The 17,455-nt window shown below is 47.6% G+C and carries 17 protein-coding genes and 1 other annotated feature; of the genes, 11 read left to right on the top strand and 6 right to left on the bottom strand.

Features of this window, described 5'->3' with window-relative positions:
* Nucleotides 1-2: 2 nt before the first annotated feature.
* From K0H61_RS06495 to rnm, 3 genes are all read right to left on the bottom strand, one after another.
* Entirely contained in the window at nt 3-791 is a 789-nt protein-coding gene (locus tag K0H61_RS06495; protein ID WP_220051896.1) for a segregation and condensation protein A, read from the bottom strand.
* 222 nt (nt 792-1,013) lie between these two features.
* On the bottom strand, nt 1,014-1,634 hold the full coding sequence (locus K0H61_RS06490; RefSeq protein WP_220051895.1) for an L-threonylcarbamoyladenylate synthase: 621 nt from the start codon (nt 1,632-1,634) through the stop codon (nt 1,014-1,016).
* Entirely contained in the window at nt 1,631-2,491 is an 861-nt protein-coding gene (rnm, locus tag K0H61_RS06485; protein ID WP_220051894.1) for an RNase RNM, read from the bottom strand. Before rnm ends, K0H61_RS06490 begins: the two co-directional genes overlap by 4 nt.
* Nucleotides 2,492-2,712: 221 nt before the next feature.
* Nucleotides 2,713-2,820: a sequence feature (Trp leader region), on the top strand.
* Between the two features lie 86 nt (nt 2,821-2,906).
* Here rnm and K0H61_RS06480 point away from each other — a divergent pair.
* From K0H61_RS06480 to xthA, 10 genes are all read left to right on the top strand, one after another.
* On the top strand, nt 2,907-4,562 hold the full coding sequence (locus K0H61_RS06480; protein WP_220052535.1) for an anthranilate synthase component 1: 1,656 nt from the start codon (nt 2,907-2,909) through the stop codon (nt 4,560-4,562).
* 14 nt (nt 4,563-4,576) lie between these two features.
* Nucleotides 4,577-5,191, top strand: coding sequence for an aminodeoxychorismate/anthranilate synthase component II (locus K0H61_RS06475; RefSeq protein WP_220051893.1), 615 nt, complete (start codon nt 4,577-4,579; stop codon nt 5,189-5,191).
* Nucleotides 5,188-6,231, top strand: a complete 1,044-nt coding sequence (gene trpD, locus K0H61_RS06470) for an anthranilate phosphoribosyltransferase (RefSeq protein WP_220051892.1) — start codon at nt 5,188-5,190, stop codon at nt 6,229-6,231. Before K0H61_RS06475 ends, trpD begins: the two co-directional genes overlap by 4 nt.
* 5 nt (nt 6,232-6,236) lie before the next feature.
* Nucleotides 6,237-7,709, top strand: a complete 1,473-nt coding sequence (gene trpCF, locus K0H61_RS06465; RefSeq protein WP_220051891.1) for a bifunctional indole-3-glycerol-phosphate synthase TrpC/phosphoribosylanthranilate isomerase TrpF — start codon at nt 6,237-6,239, stop codon at nt 7,707-7,709.
* A 108-nt stretch (nt 7,710-7,817) separates the two neighbouring features.
* Complete coding sequence (gene trpB / locus K0H61_RS06460) at nt 7,818-9,011, top strand: tryptophan synthase subunit beta (protein ID WP_220051890.1); 1,194 nt, start codon at nt 7,818-7,820, stop codon at nt 9,009-9,011.
* A gap of 2 nt (nt 9,012-9,013) precedes the next feature.
* On the top strand, nt 9,014-9,877 hold the full coding sequence (trpA, locus tag K0H61_RS06455) for a tryptophan synthase subunit alpha (protein ID WP_220051889.1): 864 nt from the start codon (nt 9,014-9,016) through the stop codon (nt 9,875-9,877).
* 175 nt (nt 9,878-10,052) lie between these two features.
* Nucleotides 10,053-10,340 carry a DUF2798 domain-containing protein gene (locus K0H61_RS06450; protein WP_220051888.1) on the top strand — a complete coding sequence of 96 codons (288 nt, stop codon included), beginning with the start codon at nt 10,053-10,055 and terminating at the stop codon, nt 10,338-10,340.
* Nucleotides 10,341-10,482: 142 nt separating this feature from the next.
* The gene (locus K0H61_RS06445; protein WP_220051887.1) at nt 10,483-11,028 is read left to right on the top strand and encodes a septation protein A; all 546 of its coding nucleotides are present in this window, start codon (nt 10,483-10,485) and stop codon (nt 11,026-11,028) included.
* A complete protein-coding gene (locus tag K0H61_RS06440) occupies nt 11,028-11,327 on the top strand; it encodes a YciI family protein (RefSeq protein WP_220051886.1) in 300 nt (99 codons plus the stop codon). Before K0H61_RS06445 ends, K0H61_RS06440 begins: the two co-directional genes overlap by 1 nt.
* The gene (xthA, locus tag K0H61_RS06435; protein ID WP_220051885.1) at nt 11,327-12,139 is read left to right on the top strand and encodes an exodeoxyribonuclease III; all 813 of its coding nucleotides are present in this window, start codon (nt 11,327-11,329) and stop codon (nt 12,137-12,139) included. Before K0H61_RS06440 ends, xthA begins: the two co-directional genes overlap by 1 nt.
* A 96-nt stretch (nt 12,140-12,235) precedes the next feature.
* Here xthA and K0H61_RS06430 read toward each other — a convergent pair whose 3' ends face one another.
* From K0H61_RS06430 to K0H61_RS06420, 3 genes are all read right to left on the bottom strand, one after another.
* Nucleotides 12,236-13,690 (bottom strand): methyl-accepting chemotaxis protein, encoded by a 1,455-nt coding sequence (locus K0H61_RS06430; RefSeq protein WP_220051884.1) that lies wholly within the window; start codon nt 13,688-13,690, stop codon nt 12,236-12,238.
* A 121-nt stretch (nt 13,691-13,811) separates the two neighbouring features.
* On the bottom strand, nt 13,812-14,318 hold the full coding sequence (locus tag K0H61_RS06425) for a DUF1097 domain-containing protein (protein WP_220051883.1): 507 nt from the start codon (nt 14,316-14,318) through the stop codon (nt 13,812-13,814).
* A gap of 687 nt (nt 14,319-15,005) precedes the next feature.
* Nucleotides 15,006-15,650, bottom strand: a complete 645-nt coding sequence (locus K0H61_RS06420; protein WP_220051882.1) for an MBL fold metallo-hydrolase — start codon at nt 15,648-15,650, stop codon at nt 15,006-15,008.
* A gap of 178 nt (nt 15,651-15,828) precedes the next feature.
* Here K0H61_RS06420 and K0H61_RS06415 point away from each other — a divergent pair, with 178 nt between their 5' ends.
* A complete protein-coding gene (locus K0H61_RS06415; RefSeq protein WP_220051881.1) occupies nt 15,829-17,118 on the top strand; it encodes an alpha/beta fold hydrolase in 1,290 nt (429 codons plus the stop codon).
* The last annotated feature ends 337 nt before the right edge of the window (nt 17,119-17,455 follow it).

Below are 17,455 nucleotides of genomic sequence, written 5' to 3'. Positions count from 1 at the left end.
AATTAATAGGCCTTTACGTAAATAGTTGAAAAGGGTTCTGTTTGGTACAACTCAACCAATAGTTCTTTAACGAGTTCCATTAAAGCCAAGAAGGTCACCACCACGCCGGCACGTCCCTCTTCTAAGGTGAATAAACGCTCGAACGCCGTAAACTCCTCTGAGTTAAGCATGGCTAAGATTTGGCTCATGCGCTCGCGGGTTGACAGTTGTTCGCGTTTTACATGGTGATCCTCATAGGCATCGATACGTTTAAGCACATCACCAAAGGCGCGGGCGATTTCAAATAACGATACTTCCGGTGGGATCACCAAAGGTTTTATATTGGGCGACGGCATCGCACTTGCTTGAAACACATCCCGTTCAAGCCGAGGTAAATCATCGAGTTTTTGCGATGCCTCTTTGATCACCTCGTAGGCCTTCAATTGACGGATCAATTGCGAGCGCGGATCTTCCTCAATCTCATCTTCAAACACCATGCGTGGCAGTAACAAACGGGATTTAATTTCCGCCAGCGTTGCCGCCATCACTAAGTAGTCCGAGGCCAGTTCGATACGGGCCTGAGTGAGCATCGCGATATATTCAAGATATTGCGCGCTGATCTGTGAAATGGGTAAATCGACAACGTCTAATTTTTGCTTACGGATCAAGTACAACAGTAAATCGAGCGGTCCTTCGAAGGACTCTAAAAACACTTCTAATGCCTCGGGGGGAATAAATAAATCCTGGGGCATTTCGGTCATTGCCTGACCACGAATAACGGCTAAGGGTAAACTTTGTTGCGTGCCCTGCATCCGCTATTTCTCCGTGTTAAACCAAACGATTGAATGTCTAACCTGATGGTTTATCGCGCATTTTACCGGTAAGTTTTAAAAACTTATTTGGCCTAGTTTTGATTTAGGCTGTGCCAAACGCGGGATTATACCTGCAAATTGGCGGCGATAAAACTGCCAAATAGGTGCTTTATGCCGCTCAAGAGCGATATTCAGGACTGATTACCAGACAACAAAAGCCCATTACTGGAATGGGCTAACGTCCCCCGCACCTTCACGCAGGATTTCCATGCCGTCTTCCGACATGTCGATAACCGTCGTTGGCTTCTCACCTAAATAACCACCATGGATGATCACATCCACCTGATGTTCCAGTAAATCGCGGATATGCTCGGGATCAGACTCGGCAAAATCGCTGTTTGGCATCACCAAACTGGTGGACATCAAAGGAGCATCCAAGGCTTCGAGTAGCGCGAGGGCAATTACGTTGTCCGGCACCCGAATACCGATGGTTTTCTTCTTGTCATTTTGCAGGCGGCGTGGCACTTCCTTGGTCGCCTTAAAAATGAAAGTGTAAGGGCCAGGGGTGCAACTCTTGAGAATACGGTAGGCCTGATTATCCACCTTGGCATAGGTCGCCAGTTCCGATAAGTCGCGGCACATTAAGGAAAAATTATGGTCATTCTCAATCTGGCGAATGCGAGTAATGCGGGTCATCGCATCCTTCTCACCGATAAGACAGCCCAAGGCATAACCCGAATCTGTAGGGTAAACAATGACACCACCCGACTTTAACACGCTGACCGCTTGGCTGATTAAACGCGCCTGCGGATTGACTTCATGTACATAAAAAAACTGACTCATGGTCGTTCCATCCATGCCTGTGACTGCCAGACCCACTCTAAACCTTGGGGCTGAAAGAGATTTTTGCCTAATTCTATCCAGTTACTCGGAAAGTGGAAATCACTTCCTACCGATGCAAGCAACTGATTTTGAACGCTGAGCGCCGATAAATTGGCTCGGTCTTCCAATGTTTGCTGACCGAGCACCACTTCCATGGCATCGCCGCCCGCTTCCTTAAATTCACGCACTAAGCGTTTAAGCCATTTGCCTGAGAGTTTATAACCACTGGGATGGGCTAATACCGCAAGCCCACCCGCGCGGTGAATCACCTCGATGGCGTTGGCCATATCGCCCCAATTATTGGGCACATAACCGGTTTTACCACGTGCAAGATAGCGTTTAAATACACTTGGCATATCAACGGCATAGCCGTTATCCGCCAGCCAGCGGGCATAATGTCCACGGCTTAATGCCGCGCCCCCAGCAATGGCTTTAGCACCTTCGTATGCGCCTTCAATTCCCGCCTTGGCGAGTCGATTGCCAATCTCTTTGGCGCGCTCTTCGCGAAGCTCACGCTGGTTTTCGAGAAAGGCTAATAATTCAAGGTTGGTATCATCGAAATTGAGCGCCACGATATGGATATCGTAACTATTCCAACGAGTTGAAATTTCAACGCCCGAAATAAGTTTTAAGGGCTCAGTTTGGGATTGGTTAAAGGCACGCGCTTCATCGAGCCCCGCCACCGTATCATGGTCGGTAATGGCGAACAGCTGCACGCCCTTTTCAAGGGCCCTTGCGACTAATTCTGAAGGAGTTAATTGACCGTCAGACGCGGTCGTGTGGCTGTGTAAATCAGCCAAAATGCTTTCAGTATTCATGCCGTCATTGTACGTGAATTTGTGAACAAATGTGCAGATATCTCACGTCAATCTCACTAAAACGGCAAGAATAATGGCATAAGTGACAGCGATTTATGCTAAAAATTCGCTTGGTTGCAAAAATAATTGGTTGACAATTTTTCACCACTCATGTTTTCTATACCCAAGCAAACACATTTTCGAGCCTGCTTTAAATGACACACACTATCGCTTCTTTCAACATCATTTGGTGGTGGCACTTCCCAACTTAGCGGGTGGTGTGAAGCTCTGTGCTCATTAAGAAGTGAACAGAACCAACAAAAAGCCCGCAGAAATGCGGGCTTTTTTGTTGGTGCGAAAAATGTCTGCAATGCGGCAAACCGATACAGCGAGTTAACCCTGATGTTTAAGACATTGAAAGTCGCGGAGAATAATGATGCCTGACCAGACAATCGCCCGTTCCACTTCACACAAGGCCGCATTAGCCTACCATAGCGATCCGCTGCGCCTTTACCAGCACATCACGCAGGATGCGCCCCACACAATGCTGCTCGAATCCGCCGAAATCGACAGCAAAGAAAACCTTAAAAGCATGGTAATGACCCACGCCTCCATGATGATCCGCTGTGACGGTTATCGTTTAACCTTCAGCGCGTTAACCATTAATGGAGCTCAGCTACTCGCACCCATCGCTGCGTTTTTTAAGTCGCTATCAAAGGAGCATCAATGCGAATTAGCCGAGTCTAGCCTAATCGTAAATTTGCAAAAAAATGCCGAGCTGCAGGATGAAGATGCGCGCCTAAAATCCACCTCGCCACTCGATGGTTTGCGACTTTTTGTAAAGCATATCGATTGCGGCGCTCATGCAGACAGCACCCATGCCAACAGCAAAGCGAAACCCGCCTTTGAGGACTTATTTTTAGGTGGCGTGCTGGCCTACGATTTAATCGACACTGTTGAACCGCTGCCCGAAGTGCCAAACGGTGCCAACGATTGCCCCGACTACCTGTTCTATTTGGCTGAAACCTTAATTCTTATCGATCATAAGCAAAAACACGCCGAAATCGTGACCCACAATTTCTGTGAAGGAAGTAATGACTATCAAAGGGTTGCAGCAGAGCTTCGAGCACGCACCCAGCAAATAAGCATTGCCTGTGAGCAATTAATGCAACATGCAGAAGCGATTCCAGCCCTTGTTGCAATCGATGTAACCGAGGACGTGAATGTCTCCGACGAGACCTTTAAGCAAACCGTTAATCAGCTAAAAGAACATATTATTGCAGGCGATATCTTCCAAGTGGTGCCTTCACGCAGCTTTAGTCTGCCCTGCCCTAATACCTTAGGTGCTTACCGCGCCCTTCGCTTAACCAACCCAAGCCCTTATATGTTCTATTTCAGGGGACATGACTTTACGTTATTTGGTGCCTCCCCCGAGAGCGCGCTTAAATACGAAGCCAAGAGTAATCAGGTTGAGGTGTATCCCATTGCAGGCACCCGCAAACGTGGCAAAACCGCCACCGGCGAGATTGATTTTGACCTTGATAGCCGTATTGAATTGGAACTGCGTCTCGATAAAAAAGAGCTGTCTGAGCACATAATGTTGGTCGACCTTGCCCGTAACGATATCGCCCGCATTAGCCAAAGCGGCAGCCGTAAGGTGGCAGAACTGCTCAAAGTAGACCGTTATTCCCACGTGATGCATTTAGTCAGCCGCGTGACGGGGCAACTGCGTCAGGATTTAGATGCACTGCACGCCTACCAAGCCTGCATGAACATGGGCACTTTAGTTGGCGCGCCTAAGGTTCGCGCATCACAACTCGTTCGTCAGGCGGAAAAGACCCGCCGCGGCAGTTACGGCGGCGCTGTCGGTTATTTAAATGCGCTCGGTGATATGGACACTTGCATCGTTATCCGCTCCGCCTTTGTCAAAAATGGTGTTGCCCATATTCAAGCAGGTGCCGGCGTCGTGTTTGACTCTGATCCCCAAAGTGAGGCCGACGAAACCCGCCAAAAGGCTCAGGCCGTAATCAACGCCATCAAAATGGGCGCAGGCTTTGCTGAATCAACCACCTCAGTATCGCAATCAAACTAGGAAAAGGTGCCAAGATGAAACTCTATCTCCTCGATAACTTTGACTCCTTTACCTACAACCTAGTCGATCAATTCAGAAGCCTTGGCTATGAGGTGGTGATCTACCGTAATGATGTCGATGCCACTTTTATTGCCGATAAAATGCTCAGTGAAACCCAAGCGGCCGCGCTGGTGTTATCCCCAGGTCCAGGCGCGCCCCATGAAGCGGGCTGCATGATGGAACTAATAGCAAAGCTCGCAGGCAAAGTGCCAATGCTTGGGATTTGTTTAGGTCATCAGGCCATGGTGGAATACTACGGTGGCAAAGTGGAGCGCGCGCCAAGCGTGGTGCACGGAAAAGCAAGCCCCACTGACCACGACAGCACTGGTATTTTTAGCGGTTTACCCTCACCTTTACCCGTTGCCCGCTATCACAGCCTAGTGGCCACTAAAGTACCTGACTGTCTACAAGTGATTGCCACCACCGAAGGCATGCCAATGGCGGTGTTACACGGCGAGCACAGAGCGGTTGGATTTCAATTCCACCCAGAATCGATTCTTACGACCCTTGGCAGTCAATTGTTGACCCAAACGTTGGCCTTTATTAATCCAAAGACTGTTAATCAAAAGTTGGCAGGAGCGACACTATGAATGCATCAAACATCCAAGTGCTGCTCGACACTTTATTTAAGGGCATCAGTTTAAGCCGAGGGCAAACCGCCGAACTCTTTAGCGCACTGATTGAGGGTGAGCTAAATGACGTGCAAATGGCAGCGATGCTGATTGCCCTAAAACTTCGCGGCGAAACCATCGATGAAATCAGTGGCGCCGCCGATGCGATGCGCCAAGCCGCCAAGCCCTTTCCAGTATCGGATAACTGCCGTCAACAGGGCATAGTGGATATCGTCGGTACCGGAGGTGATGGTTTTAATACTATTAATATCTCGACCACGGCGGCCTTTGTGGCGGCGGCGGCGGGCGCAAAGGTGGCCAAACACGGTAATCGCTCAGTATCGAGTAAATCGGGCTCGTCGGACTTACTGGCGCAATGTGGCATCGATTTAACCATGTCGCCTAAAACCGCAAGTCACTGCCTCGACACCCTTAATCTGTGTTTTTTATTCGCTCCCCATTACCACGGCGGCGTAAAACACGCAGTACCCGTAAGGCAAGCGCTAAAGACTCGCACCCTATTCAATGTGTTAGGGCCGCTGATTAACCCCGCTCGCCCAGAGTTTTTACTGCTTGGTGTTTATAGCCCTGAGCTAGTGTTACCGATAGCCAAAGTGCTTAAGGCCCTAGGCACTACACGCGCTATGGTGGTTCACGGCCAAGGATTAGATGAAGTGGCGCTCCATGGCAACACCCAAGTGGCAGAGCTTAAGGATGGCGAGATTTATGAATATCAATTAAGCCCTAATGATTTTGGGGTGAGCGCGGCGCAAATCAGCGATTTACAGGGCGGCGAGCCAGAAGAAAACGCTAAGTACACTAAAGATATTCTTAAAGGCTCAGGCAAAACCGCCCACGTTAATGCGGTAGCCATCAACGCTGCCTGCGCCCTTTATCTTTGCGGTATGGCTGACTCACTAAAAAGCGCCACCACACTTGCACTCGATACGATTAACAGCGGCAAAGCCTTTGAATTACTCGAGCAATTAGCTACAGTCAGCAGCGAAGGACAGGAATAAGTATTATGGCTTCTATCTCTCAAACTCAGGACGAGCGAAACGTGCACAGCGATACCACTCAATCACTATCATCAAGCCAAACGTCAAAACCCAATGTGCTGACCCGCATTGTCGATACTAAATATGCACACATCGAGTCGCTAAAATTGCGCTTTCCTGAGGCAAGCCTTCAACCAAAGCTCTCGGATCGCAGTCTCTTCGCGGCCTTAAAAGCACCGAAGATGAGCTTTATTTTGGAATGTAAAAAGGCAAGTCCGTCTAAGGGCTTAATTCGACCCAATTTTGATGTAGAAGCCATAGCCACTATTTACAGCAAATACGCCGCGGGGATTTCGGTATTAACCGATGAGCAATTTTTCCAAGGCGATATGGCGTATCTTCCTAAAGTGCGCGCCAAAGTTCATCAGCCTATTCTGTGTAAAGACTTTTTTGTCGATGAATATCAAATCAAACTTGCCGCCCACCTTGGTGCCGATGCGATTTTATTGATGCTATCTGTGCTCGATGATGCGCATTATCAACGCCTCACGGCAGAAGCCGCAAAATACCAACTCGATATTCTGACCGAGGTCAGTAACGAAGAAGAGCTTAAGCGCGCCATTGCACTCGATGCCGCCATTATTGGCATTAATAACCGCAATCTAAGGGATCTGAGTACCGATCTTGCAACCACTGAAGAACTCGCGCCCCATATCCCAAGCGATCGGGTGATTATCAGTGAGTCGGGTATTTACACCAACGAACAGGTTCGCCGTCTAAGCCCTTTGGTCGATGGCTTTTTGGTGGGCAGCTCGCTTATGGCAGAGCCAGACATCGACCTTGCCTGTCGCAAATTGATATTCGGTCACAACAAAGTCTGCGGCCTCACCCGCCTTGAAGATATCAAGGCTGCAGCTAAAGCTGGCGCTGTGTATGGCGGGTTAATCTTTGCCGAAAAATCCCCCCGCGCCCTAACGCTTGCAACTGCTAAAAACCTAGTGAAGGCTTACCGCGAATCGAAATTGCCTGAAATCCAGTTTGTTGGGGTCTTCGTGAATGAAACGCCGCAGCGCATAAGTGAAATTGCCGCCCAGCTCAACCTTGCAGCCATACAGTTACATGGCAATGAAACCGAGTTTGAAATCGACCAGCTTAAGGAGCATTTGCTGGCATTAGGACTTAACACCGAGATTTGGAAGGCGGTTGGTATTGATGCACAGACGGGTGATATGACCGATATCCCAAGGGGCGCTGGGCGCTATCTGTTTGATAGTAAAACCAGCGCAAGCTTTGGCGGTACTGGCCACAGCTTTAACTGGCAGGCGCATATTCCCAATAAATCGCAGGCAATGTTAGCGGGCGGTTTAACGCCGGACAATGCTGCAAGTGCCAATGCTCAAGGGTTCTACGGACTGGATTTTAACTCCGGACTTGAAAGCGCCCCCGGCATTAAAGTGGCGGACAAAATCAACCAAGCCTTTGCCAATTTGCGCCTTTGAACTTTCGGCTCAAAGTAAACCTTCAGGGCTAGTTGAAACAAATTAGATTGTGGTCGAGCAAGAAAAGACTTAACCACAGCGAACAGATTAAAACGTTAAGGAAAAAGTATGTCAGAGCTGAAGCTTAATCCCTATTTTGGTGAATACGGCGGTATGTATGTACCGCAGATTTTAGTCCCTGCATTAAAACAACTCGAAAATGCCTTCGTCGAGGCGCAGACCGATGAATCCTTTCAGGCTGAGTTTAGCGATCTTCTAAAAAACTACGCGGGTCGCCCAACAGCATTGACCTTAACTCGTAATTTAAGTCCGAATCCCATGGTCAAAATCTACCTTAAACGGGAGGATTTACTCCACGGCGGCGCCCATAAAACCAACCAAGTGTTGGGCCAAGCGTTGCTCGCTAAACGCATGGGTAAAAAAGAAATTATCGCCGAAACCGGCGCGGGTCAGCACGGTGTTGCTACCGCCCTTGCCTGCGCGCTCTTAGGCTTAAAATGCAAGGTCTACATGGGCGCTAAAGACGTTGCCCGTCAATCACCTAACGTATTTAGAATGCGCTTGATGGGCGCAGAAGTCATTCCTGTCACCTCAGGTTCTGCCACCTTAAAAGATGCCTGTAACGAAGCGATGCGTGACTGGTCAGGCAGTTACGAGAAGGCCCACTATTTATTAGGCACCGCCGCGGGGCCACACCCCTTCCCGACGATTGTGCGTGAATTTCAGCGCATGATTGGTGAAGAAACCAAAAAGCAAATGCTTGAGCGTGAGGGGCGCCTACCCGATGCTGTAATCGCCTGTGTCGGCGGCGGCTCTAATGCCATCGGCATGTTCGCCGACTTTATCGATGAAACCAGCGTCGAGCTGATTGGCGTCGAGCCTGCAGGTAAAGGCATAGATACCCCTATGCACGGTGCGCCGCTAAAGCATGGCAAAACAGGGATTTTCTTTGGCATGAAAGCGCCATTAATGCAGGACAGTGAAGGCCAAATCGAAGAGTCCTACTCCATTTCAGCGGGATTAGACTTCCCGTCGGTTGGCCCACAACACGCCTATTTAAATGCAATTGGCCGTGCTCGTTACGAGTCGGCAACCGACGATGAAGCCCTCGACGCTTTCCAATTATTGGCGCGTAGCGAAGGCATTATTCCGGCGCTCGAATCGGCCCACGCCCTTGCTTACGCCCTGAAAATGGCGAATGAATGCATCAAGGAAACCATTTTAGTGGTGAACTTATCGGGCCGTGGCGACAAGGATATTTTCACCGTTTCCGATATTTTAAATGGTAAAGAGGAACAATAACGATGAGCAACCATTTGAACCAGACAAACAGCGCTAACGATGCACGTGACGCTAGCAGTTACGACACAGCCCGTTACCAACAGACTTTTGCCAAGTTAAAGGCACAAGGTCGCGGTGCTTTCGTCCCATTCGTGACCCTTGGTGATCCAAGCCCAGCCTTATCCTTAAAAATCATCGACACTTTAGTGCAAGATGGCTCCGATGCGCTGGAGCTGGGATTCCCCTTCTCAGACCCTTTAGCCGATGGCCCTGTTATTCAAGGGGCAAACCTTCGCGCGTTGGAAGCTAAAACCACACCCACTGTGTGTTTTGAAATGCTCACGCAAATCCGTGCCCAATACCCAGAACTACCTATTGGCTTGCTGCTGTATGCCAACTTAGTCTTCGCCAATGGGATAGATAATTTTTATCAAAGGGCAAAACTGGCGGGCGTCGATTCAGTATTAATCGCCGATGTGCCTGTGGAAGAAGCCGCGCCTTTTATCGAGTCAGCCAAGGCCCATGGCATAGCACCGATTTTTATCGCACCGCCCAATGCGGATACCGACACACTCGCAACTGTCAGTAGTAAGGGCGCAGGTTATACCTATTTGTTATCCCGCGCAGGGGTCACAGGTACTGATACCAAAGCGGGCACGCCGGTGGAAGAAATCCTTGCGAAACTTGCTGAGTTTAATGCGCCGCCGCCCCTGCTTGGTTTTGGTATCGCCGAGCCATCACAGGTCAGCGCCGCCATTAAAGCGGGTGCAGCCGGGGCTATCTCAGGCTCTGCAGTTGTTAAAATCATCGAAGCGAACTTGCACGATGAGAACAAACTACTCATCACGCTCGGTGAATTTACAAGGGCAATGAAAGCAGCGACTTAATTAACACAGCATTTATAATAAGGCTAACCACTCAGGTTAGCCTGATACATCACACCTAAATACAAAAACCGCTCTAAACTCAGCATATTCAATCTGTTTCAACAGGATATAATCAAGTATTATCGAATTCACTCAAATGTAGGGCGGTTCCAATCCTCTCAGAAATGAGGCCATCATGTCTGATCCAAATTCACAGCCAAACACCTCCGCACGCACGATTTTCGGCACAGCTAAATTGCCAGCCAAGTATGCCAATATTGTTATGCCATTTTTTCTTTCCATTTTGATGAGTTGTATTGTGTCGGGGATCAGTACGTTAAATGGCGTAGGCACTAGCCCTCAGTTTATTGACCTTTGGTTAACTGCTTGGTTTATTTCATGGATAGTCGCATTCCCAACGCTGTTATTCGTGCTGCCTTTAGTGCGTAAACTCACCGCGGCCTTTGTTGAATTACCCAAATAAGCGCTACATTTCGAATTTATCAAAGGTGTTGAGATGTGCCTCAATCAATTGGCGCAATATCGCAATCGGGTAGCACCATGACTTTTTCCCTCAAGTCCTGCGTGCTACACTCAGACCCCATGTCTCCTAACGCCGTATACTTATGAAACAACTGCTTGATTTTCTGCCCCTGATCATCTTTTTTGCCGTCTATAAATTCTTCGATATTTATATCGCCAGTGGCGCACTCATCGCGGCCACAGCACTGCAATTGATCGTGACCTATGCCCTCTATAAAAAATTAGAGAAGATGCACATCATCACCTTCGCTATGGTCACCGTATTTGGCACTCTGACCTTGGTCTTCCACGACGATGCCTTTATCAAATGGAAGGTCACCATTATTTATGCGCTATTCGCTATCGCGCTCGGTGTAAGCCAACTGCTAAATAAATCAATATTAAAATCTATGTTAGGCAAAGAGTTACGTGTTGCCGACAATATTTGGGCGCGAGTAACTTGGTACTGGGTGAGCTTTTTTGTGGTGTGTGCGCTGGTCAATATCTATGTTGCCTTTAGTTTGCCACTCGAAACTTGGGTGAATTTTAAAGTATTTGGTCTTACCGCTATCACCCTCATCAACACTGTGTTAACCGTATTTTACCTTTTCAAGCACCTACCAGAAGATCAACGAAAGGAACTCAAATAATGTGGTATATGATTTCAGCTCAAGATGTCGAAAATAGCTTAGAGAAACGTTTAGCGGCGCGTCCTGCGCACCTTGAACGCCTTCAGGAAATGGCCAATGAGGGCCGTTTATTAGTGGCAGGTCCCCATCCTGCTATCGATAGCGAAAACCCAGGTGAAGCAGGCTTTACTGGCTCACTTTTAATTGCCGAATTTGATTCGCTCGAAGCGGCCAAAAACTGGGCAGATGCCGACCCTTATGTTGCCGCAGGCGTTTACCAAAGCGTTATCGTAAAACCCTTCAAGCGAGTTCTGCCCTGATGAAAATTGTCTCTTTTAATATCAATGGGCTGCGTTCACGCTTGCATCAATTACAGGCGCTAATCGATAGCCATCAGCCCGATATTATCGGACTGCAGGAAACCAAAGTGCACGATGAGGCCTTTCCATTAGCCGAAGTCGAAGCCATGGGTTACCAAGTACATTACCACGGCGGTAAGGCCCACTACGGTGTTGCCATGCTCTCTAAAGTGGCGCCAGTTAAAATCCAAAAGGGATTTGTGACCGACGATGAAGATGCCCAGCGCCGTCTTATTATTGGCACTTTTACCCAGAAAAATGGCCGCCCGCTGACCGTATTTAATGGTTATTTCCCCCAGGGTGAGGCCATCGACCATCCGACCAAGTACCCTGCTAAGCGCAAGTTTTATCAGGACTTAATGGTTCACTTAAACGCAAATCATAGCAATGATGAAGATATCGCTATCATCGGCGACATCAATATTTCGCCGACGGATTTAGACATTGGTATTGGTGAAGTGAATCGCAAGCGCTGGTTAAAAACGGGCAAGTGCAGCTTCCAACCCGAGGAACGTGAGTGGTTAGCCACGCTGCAAAATTGGGGATTAATCGATACGTTCCGTCAATTGCACCCAACGCGCGTTGATCGTTATTCATGGTTCGATTACCGCAGTAAGGGATTCGATGATAACCGCGGCCTGCGTATCGATGTGATTTTAGCAACCCCTAGTCTGGCGAAACGCTTGGTTGAAGCCGATGTTGACTATGAGCTACGCGGCATCGACAAGCCATCGGATCATGCGCCGATTTGGAGCACCTTTAGGGCGGTTTAGTCCTAGATAGCCTAAATGCGAGACATAAAAAACCTCGACCTGCTTTTTACTCTATATTCATGCAGGGTCGAGGTTTTTTATTTGCGTAAATTCAGGCTAGCTAGTGCGGTATTGCTTTAGGATCCCGCCAAGGGCAATGGATGCTTGATGTAAATCGGCTGCCAAACTCACGCTACGCTGAGCCGTTTCTTTAATCGTATCCGATTGGTGGCGGATTTCATTCAAGCGGGTTGCAATGTCCCTTGCGGCGACGCTTTGCTCTTCGGCTGAAGCCGCAATTTGGCTACTCATATCAAACACCGCATTGACCGATTGCGCCATGGCTTCAACATCGCTGCCGACTTCGATGATCGCTCCCTGCCCCTCATCAGCACGTTTCACAATCTCGTTAGAAATCCCCGATAAATGGCGGGTACCCGATTGTAATCCCTCAATCATCGCCTGGATTTCCACCGTAGCCTGCTGGGTTCTTCCCGCAAGGGTGCGGACTTCATCGGCAACCACGGCAAAACCACGGCCCTGCTCGCCGGCGCGGGCAGCTTCAATGGCTGCATTCAACGCCAGCAGATTCGTTTGTTCAGAAATGCCATTGATGGTAGTGACTACAGCATCAATCTGCGCCGCATCCTTGGAAAGTTGCTCAACCGATGAAGAAGAATCGCCAATTTTTGCTGATAGCAATCCAATACTTTCAACGGTTTGACTAATGCGGTTTTGGCTCACGGTCATTTGCGCCGCATTTTCCTTAGTGTGCATAGAGGTATTACTGGCGTTTAGGGAAACCTCTTCAATTGCCGCCGTCATTTGCGACATAGCCACGGCAACTGAGTCTAAAAACTGGTGCTGATAACCTATTAATTCTTCGCTACTTTTAGCCTGTTGGTTAAATTCATTCGAGGCGTGAGCCAGTGTTTGGGCGTTGTTGCCAATGGCTGACACCATCTCACTCATATTATCTGCGCAGCGGTCGATTTCACGGGCAATCAAACTAAAGTCATCGGTGCCGAAGAAATTTAATCTAAAGCTTAAGTCACCATCGGCTAAACGCTTAATTGCCATATACATTTCCCATAAACCCGCGCCTAGGGAAGTGGATATCCAATAACTTAATTGAAATAAGGGTAATAAACCGACGAGGGCAATCCAAAACATAAATTGTGCATCACTAAGGGCCTCACGCTCCCAACTGCCGACATCCTGTGAGAGTTGCAGTGCGCCACCTGCTAATAAATTGGCACTCACAGTGACATTATCACCCTGTCGCTCGGGCTCGCTCTGGCGACTAACCACACTCAAGCCATGGTCACGGGCAAAGACTGATAATCCCTCAGCCTGAAGTTTTTGCCCATCCGCTATCTGTGCAAAGGCATCTACACTGGCTTGAACTCTCGCTAAAGAAGCAGAAGAAATGGTTTGCTGAGCGTGTTGGTAATTGGTAAAAGCAACGACGGCGGTAATTAGGGAGACCATGGAACATACCAGCCAAAACTTGCCGTTAAGACTGAATTTGATCAAAATGGCATCGATAGTGCGAAACTTCACGTGTTTCATTGGGATATTTCCTAGGGAACTGGGCGTAATCGTTTACTAAATCAAGATTATAGTTCAAATATTTCTCCGAACTCATCCAAGGTATTCGGAGAATATCGAGTTTGCACTTTAATGACCTCAATCAATCGACATTAGCAATATTATTAGATATCACACTCTTATTTAATGTCGTTTTAGATTTTGGTGTAAGTCTTATGAGCAGCGACGTTAGATTACTCATAGCGAACCCCATCAGGCCACCAAGCACTAATGGTGGCAATATTTGTGCGACATTAGCAGACATTGCAAAGGTGATGCAGCAACCAATAAAAGCCCCAGGAATGAAGCTAAGTTTTTGATAACTGGCTTGTAAGCACATTGCCATCGTCACTATACCCGTTAACAAGTAGCCGATGAGAGGAGTTTCAAATTGACTACTACCCGTGATGATAAGCCAACCCCAGAATACACCCGAAAGGTTAGTCAACCAGGTCATTAAAAGCCCTTCAACACCCGTTTTAGGTTGTGCAAAAAAAGTACTGCAACCTAAAAATCCAATCCAAGTAACAAAGTGGAATACGTCTGCCAGACCGCACCATACTGCCGCTAAAAGCCCCGCCGAAATAGCGATTTGCCAACGATTTTCCATGAGGACCTCTCTACCTGTAATTCACGGAATAAAAGCATTGATAACCCATGGGCGCCTGCGTTTTAGTACAGACAACGTCCCTGTGATATTCCGATAAAACAAAGCCACTGCTCAGCAGGACCAACGCTGCTAGCAAATGAAATCACATTCCTGTGGAGCTTGCTTACCGGAATAACAACCCTAAAGTCATCAAGCGTGGAAGTGGTTAAGTTACCTCTAATTGAAAAATAAAAACCTGATCCAATACCTATTTTTGACATTAATACCTAAAAATTCGATGAAGCTCATTTGTTTGTAGTAATAAAACCAAAAATTAACCTAAGTGATGGGATATTCATCAGCAGAAAATCAAATCGAGCCAAGCAATATTCTTTCGAGTTGCTTAACACGTCAAAGGGATAATTAACCCACCTAAGCTTGGTTGGTTAAGGCTTGTGTGAATTGATTTCTATGCATCAAATTATTCACGGACTATGGCAAAAAACCAAAGCAGTCCAACGACAAATCGAGCCCACACGCCACCGAGGTGAAGCAATAAAATTAACTCGCCAAATAATCCTTGGTGAGTGACTCTCATGCAGAACTTCGCTAGGTAGACAGCTTAGAATTAAGGCAGAATTGAAAGTATGCACATGCTATTTCGCCCCATACGCAATTAACTCAATAAGGGGCGAAATATTGTCATGCTTAGCGCAATAGTTGATCGGCAACGAAGGGATTATGCTCCCTCTCTTCACCAAAGGTGCTCATAGGACCATGGCCTGGAATAAATGCCACATCAGATCCCAGTGGCCAGAGTTTTTGAGTGATGGAATTAATTAAATCACTATGATTTGACTGGGGAAAATCGGTTCGACCAATAGAGCTTCTAAACAGAATATCTCCTACCCAAGCGAGTTTGGCTGGCGCTGAGTAAAACGCGATATGCCCAGGGGTGTGGCCAGGACAATGAAGCACAGACAACTGCTGAACACCGACAGTAACACTGTCGCCCTCATTCAGATATTGGGTAGCCTCAAAGGCTTCGCAATGGGGAAAACCAAAATTTTGGCTCTGCTTTGGCAAATTATCTATCCAAAATTTATCCGCAATATGGGGACCAATAATCGGAATATTTTCTAACTGAGCCAGCTGCTTGGCACCACCAACATGGTCGATATGCCCATGGGTGAGTAACACTTTCTCCAGTGTCAGCCCCAATTTGGCGACCTCAGCCTGAATCCGCTCAATATTACCACCCGGATCAACCACAGCGGCGCGATGGGTCTTCTCACACCAAATCAAGCTGCAGTTTTGTTGGAACGGGGTCACTGGAATAATTAGGTACTTCATAGCTTCAATCTCGTGTTGTCCATAGCCGATAGATTACGCTAACTGCCCCATAATGGCTTACTTTTTCATAATAAATATTGATCTTAACCAAGAGCGATTCAAATATTCGCAACTTGCTCGCAGAGCACATTTGTATACAATCTACCGCTTATACCGCCCTACCCTTTAAGGTTGAATAATGAATCCCGATATGATGCTTGCGGGTGTCCTAGCCCAAAAACATACTTTTACCCTGCCATTGGACTATCAGCAACCAAAGGGTCAACAGTTAACTGTATTCGCAAGGGAATTATGCAGCATCGATAATAAAGATAAAAAACTGCCCTATTTAGTGTTTTTCCAAGGAGGACCTGGGTTTGCGGCGATGCGCCCCGCAAGTAACAGTGGCTGGATACGCCGCGCGCTCAAAGAGTTCAGGGTGTTATTACTCGATCAACGGGGCACAGGTTTATCAAGTCCAATTAATTACCAAAGCCTGACCCATCTAACGGCGTCAGAACAAGCTGACTACTTAGGGCATTTCAGAGCCGATAATATCGTGCGTGATGCAGAGGCCATTCGTGCCCAATTATCCCCAAACGAAAAATGGGCTATTTTAGGTCAAAGCTTCGGAGGGTTCTGCGTCCTGCGCTATTTAAGCTCGGCGGCAGAAGGCGTAAGTGAAGCCTATATCACCGGCGGTATCCCATCACTCGCAAGGCATGCCGATGAAGTCTACCATGCCACTTACAAGCGAGTGCTCGCCAAAAATCAAGATTTCTTCCACCGCTTTAAGGATGCAAAACCCTTAGTCGAGCGTCTAGCAAATTACCTGCGTAATCATGACGTCAAACTCGCAACGGGCGAAACACTTACGGTCGAGATGTTGCAACTTTTGGGCATTAATCTGGGAATGGAACAGGGCCCAGAATCCTTGTATTACTTGCTCGAGCAAGCCATTGTCGACACAGCAGAGGGTGAGTACATTAACCCACTCTTTTTAAACCATTTCTGCCAGTTGCTCGACTATAACACTAACCCGATTTTTGCCCTGCTGCACGAGGCCATTTATTGTCAGCAAAATGCCTCCCAGTGGTCGGCCCATAGAGTAAGACAAACATATCGCGAATTTAATTATCAGCCCGGTAAAGCCTTCCTATTTACAGGGGAAATGATTTATCCGTGGATGTTCGACCAATTCAGTCATTTAGCACCACTCAAAGCCGCAGCAGACCTGCTTGCTAATAAGAGTGATTGGCCGACGCTCTACGATATCGACACCCTAAGCCAAAATACGGTTCCCGTTGCGGCGGCAATCTACAGCGAAGACATGTATGTCGAGATGGATTACAGCCTAGAAACGGCAAAACAAGTGGGACAGTTAAAATACTGGCTGACCTCGGAATACGAGCACAATGGGATCCGCATGGATGGCGAGCACATCCTCGATAAACTCATTCAGCTCAACCGCGGTAACAACTTAAGATAAAAGAGTATTTTAAGGGTTAATTAAGTAATTGCTGTCATTGTATAGAAGCTCCTCATTCATATGAGTGATTTTGGCTAAAAATATTCAACGACCAATTTTCCGTGAGAGTAAACCGTCTTGGTTTACTCTTTTTTTTTCCCAAAATCTTCGCCCCTTCAAGCTGATTCCCGCTCAATGCCATCAAGACTTCAATCACTCTGAATGTAGCCACTTAGGTTTTTCAACCAATCACCTTGGAAACTCATCGACACGATAGCTTTCCAAGAAAAAAGCATTAGCCAAAGGGCTTGCTCCCACAGCTTTACATCCATCAATTTCGTCTAAAATTTTATGCGTA

The organism is Shewanella acanthi, from assembly GCF_019457475.1.
Taxonomy (GTDB): domain Bacteria; phylum Pseudomonadota; class Gammaproteobacteria; order Enterobacterales; family Shewanellaceae; genus Shewanella; species Shewanella acanthi.
Note: the sequence above shows the minus strand (reverse complement) of the source record. Positions and strands in the feature narration are given on the sequence as shown.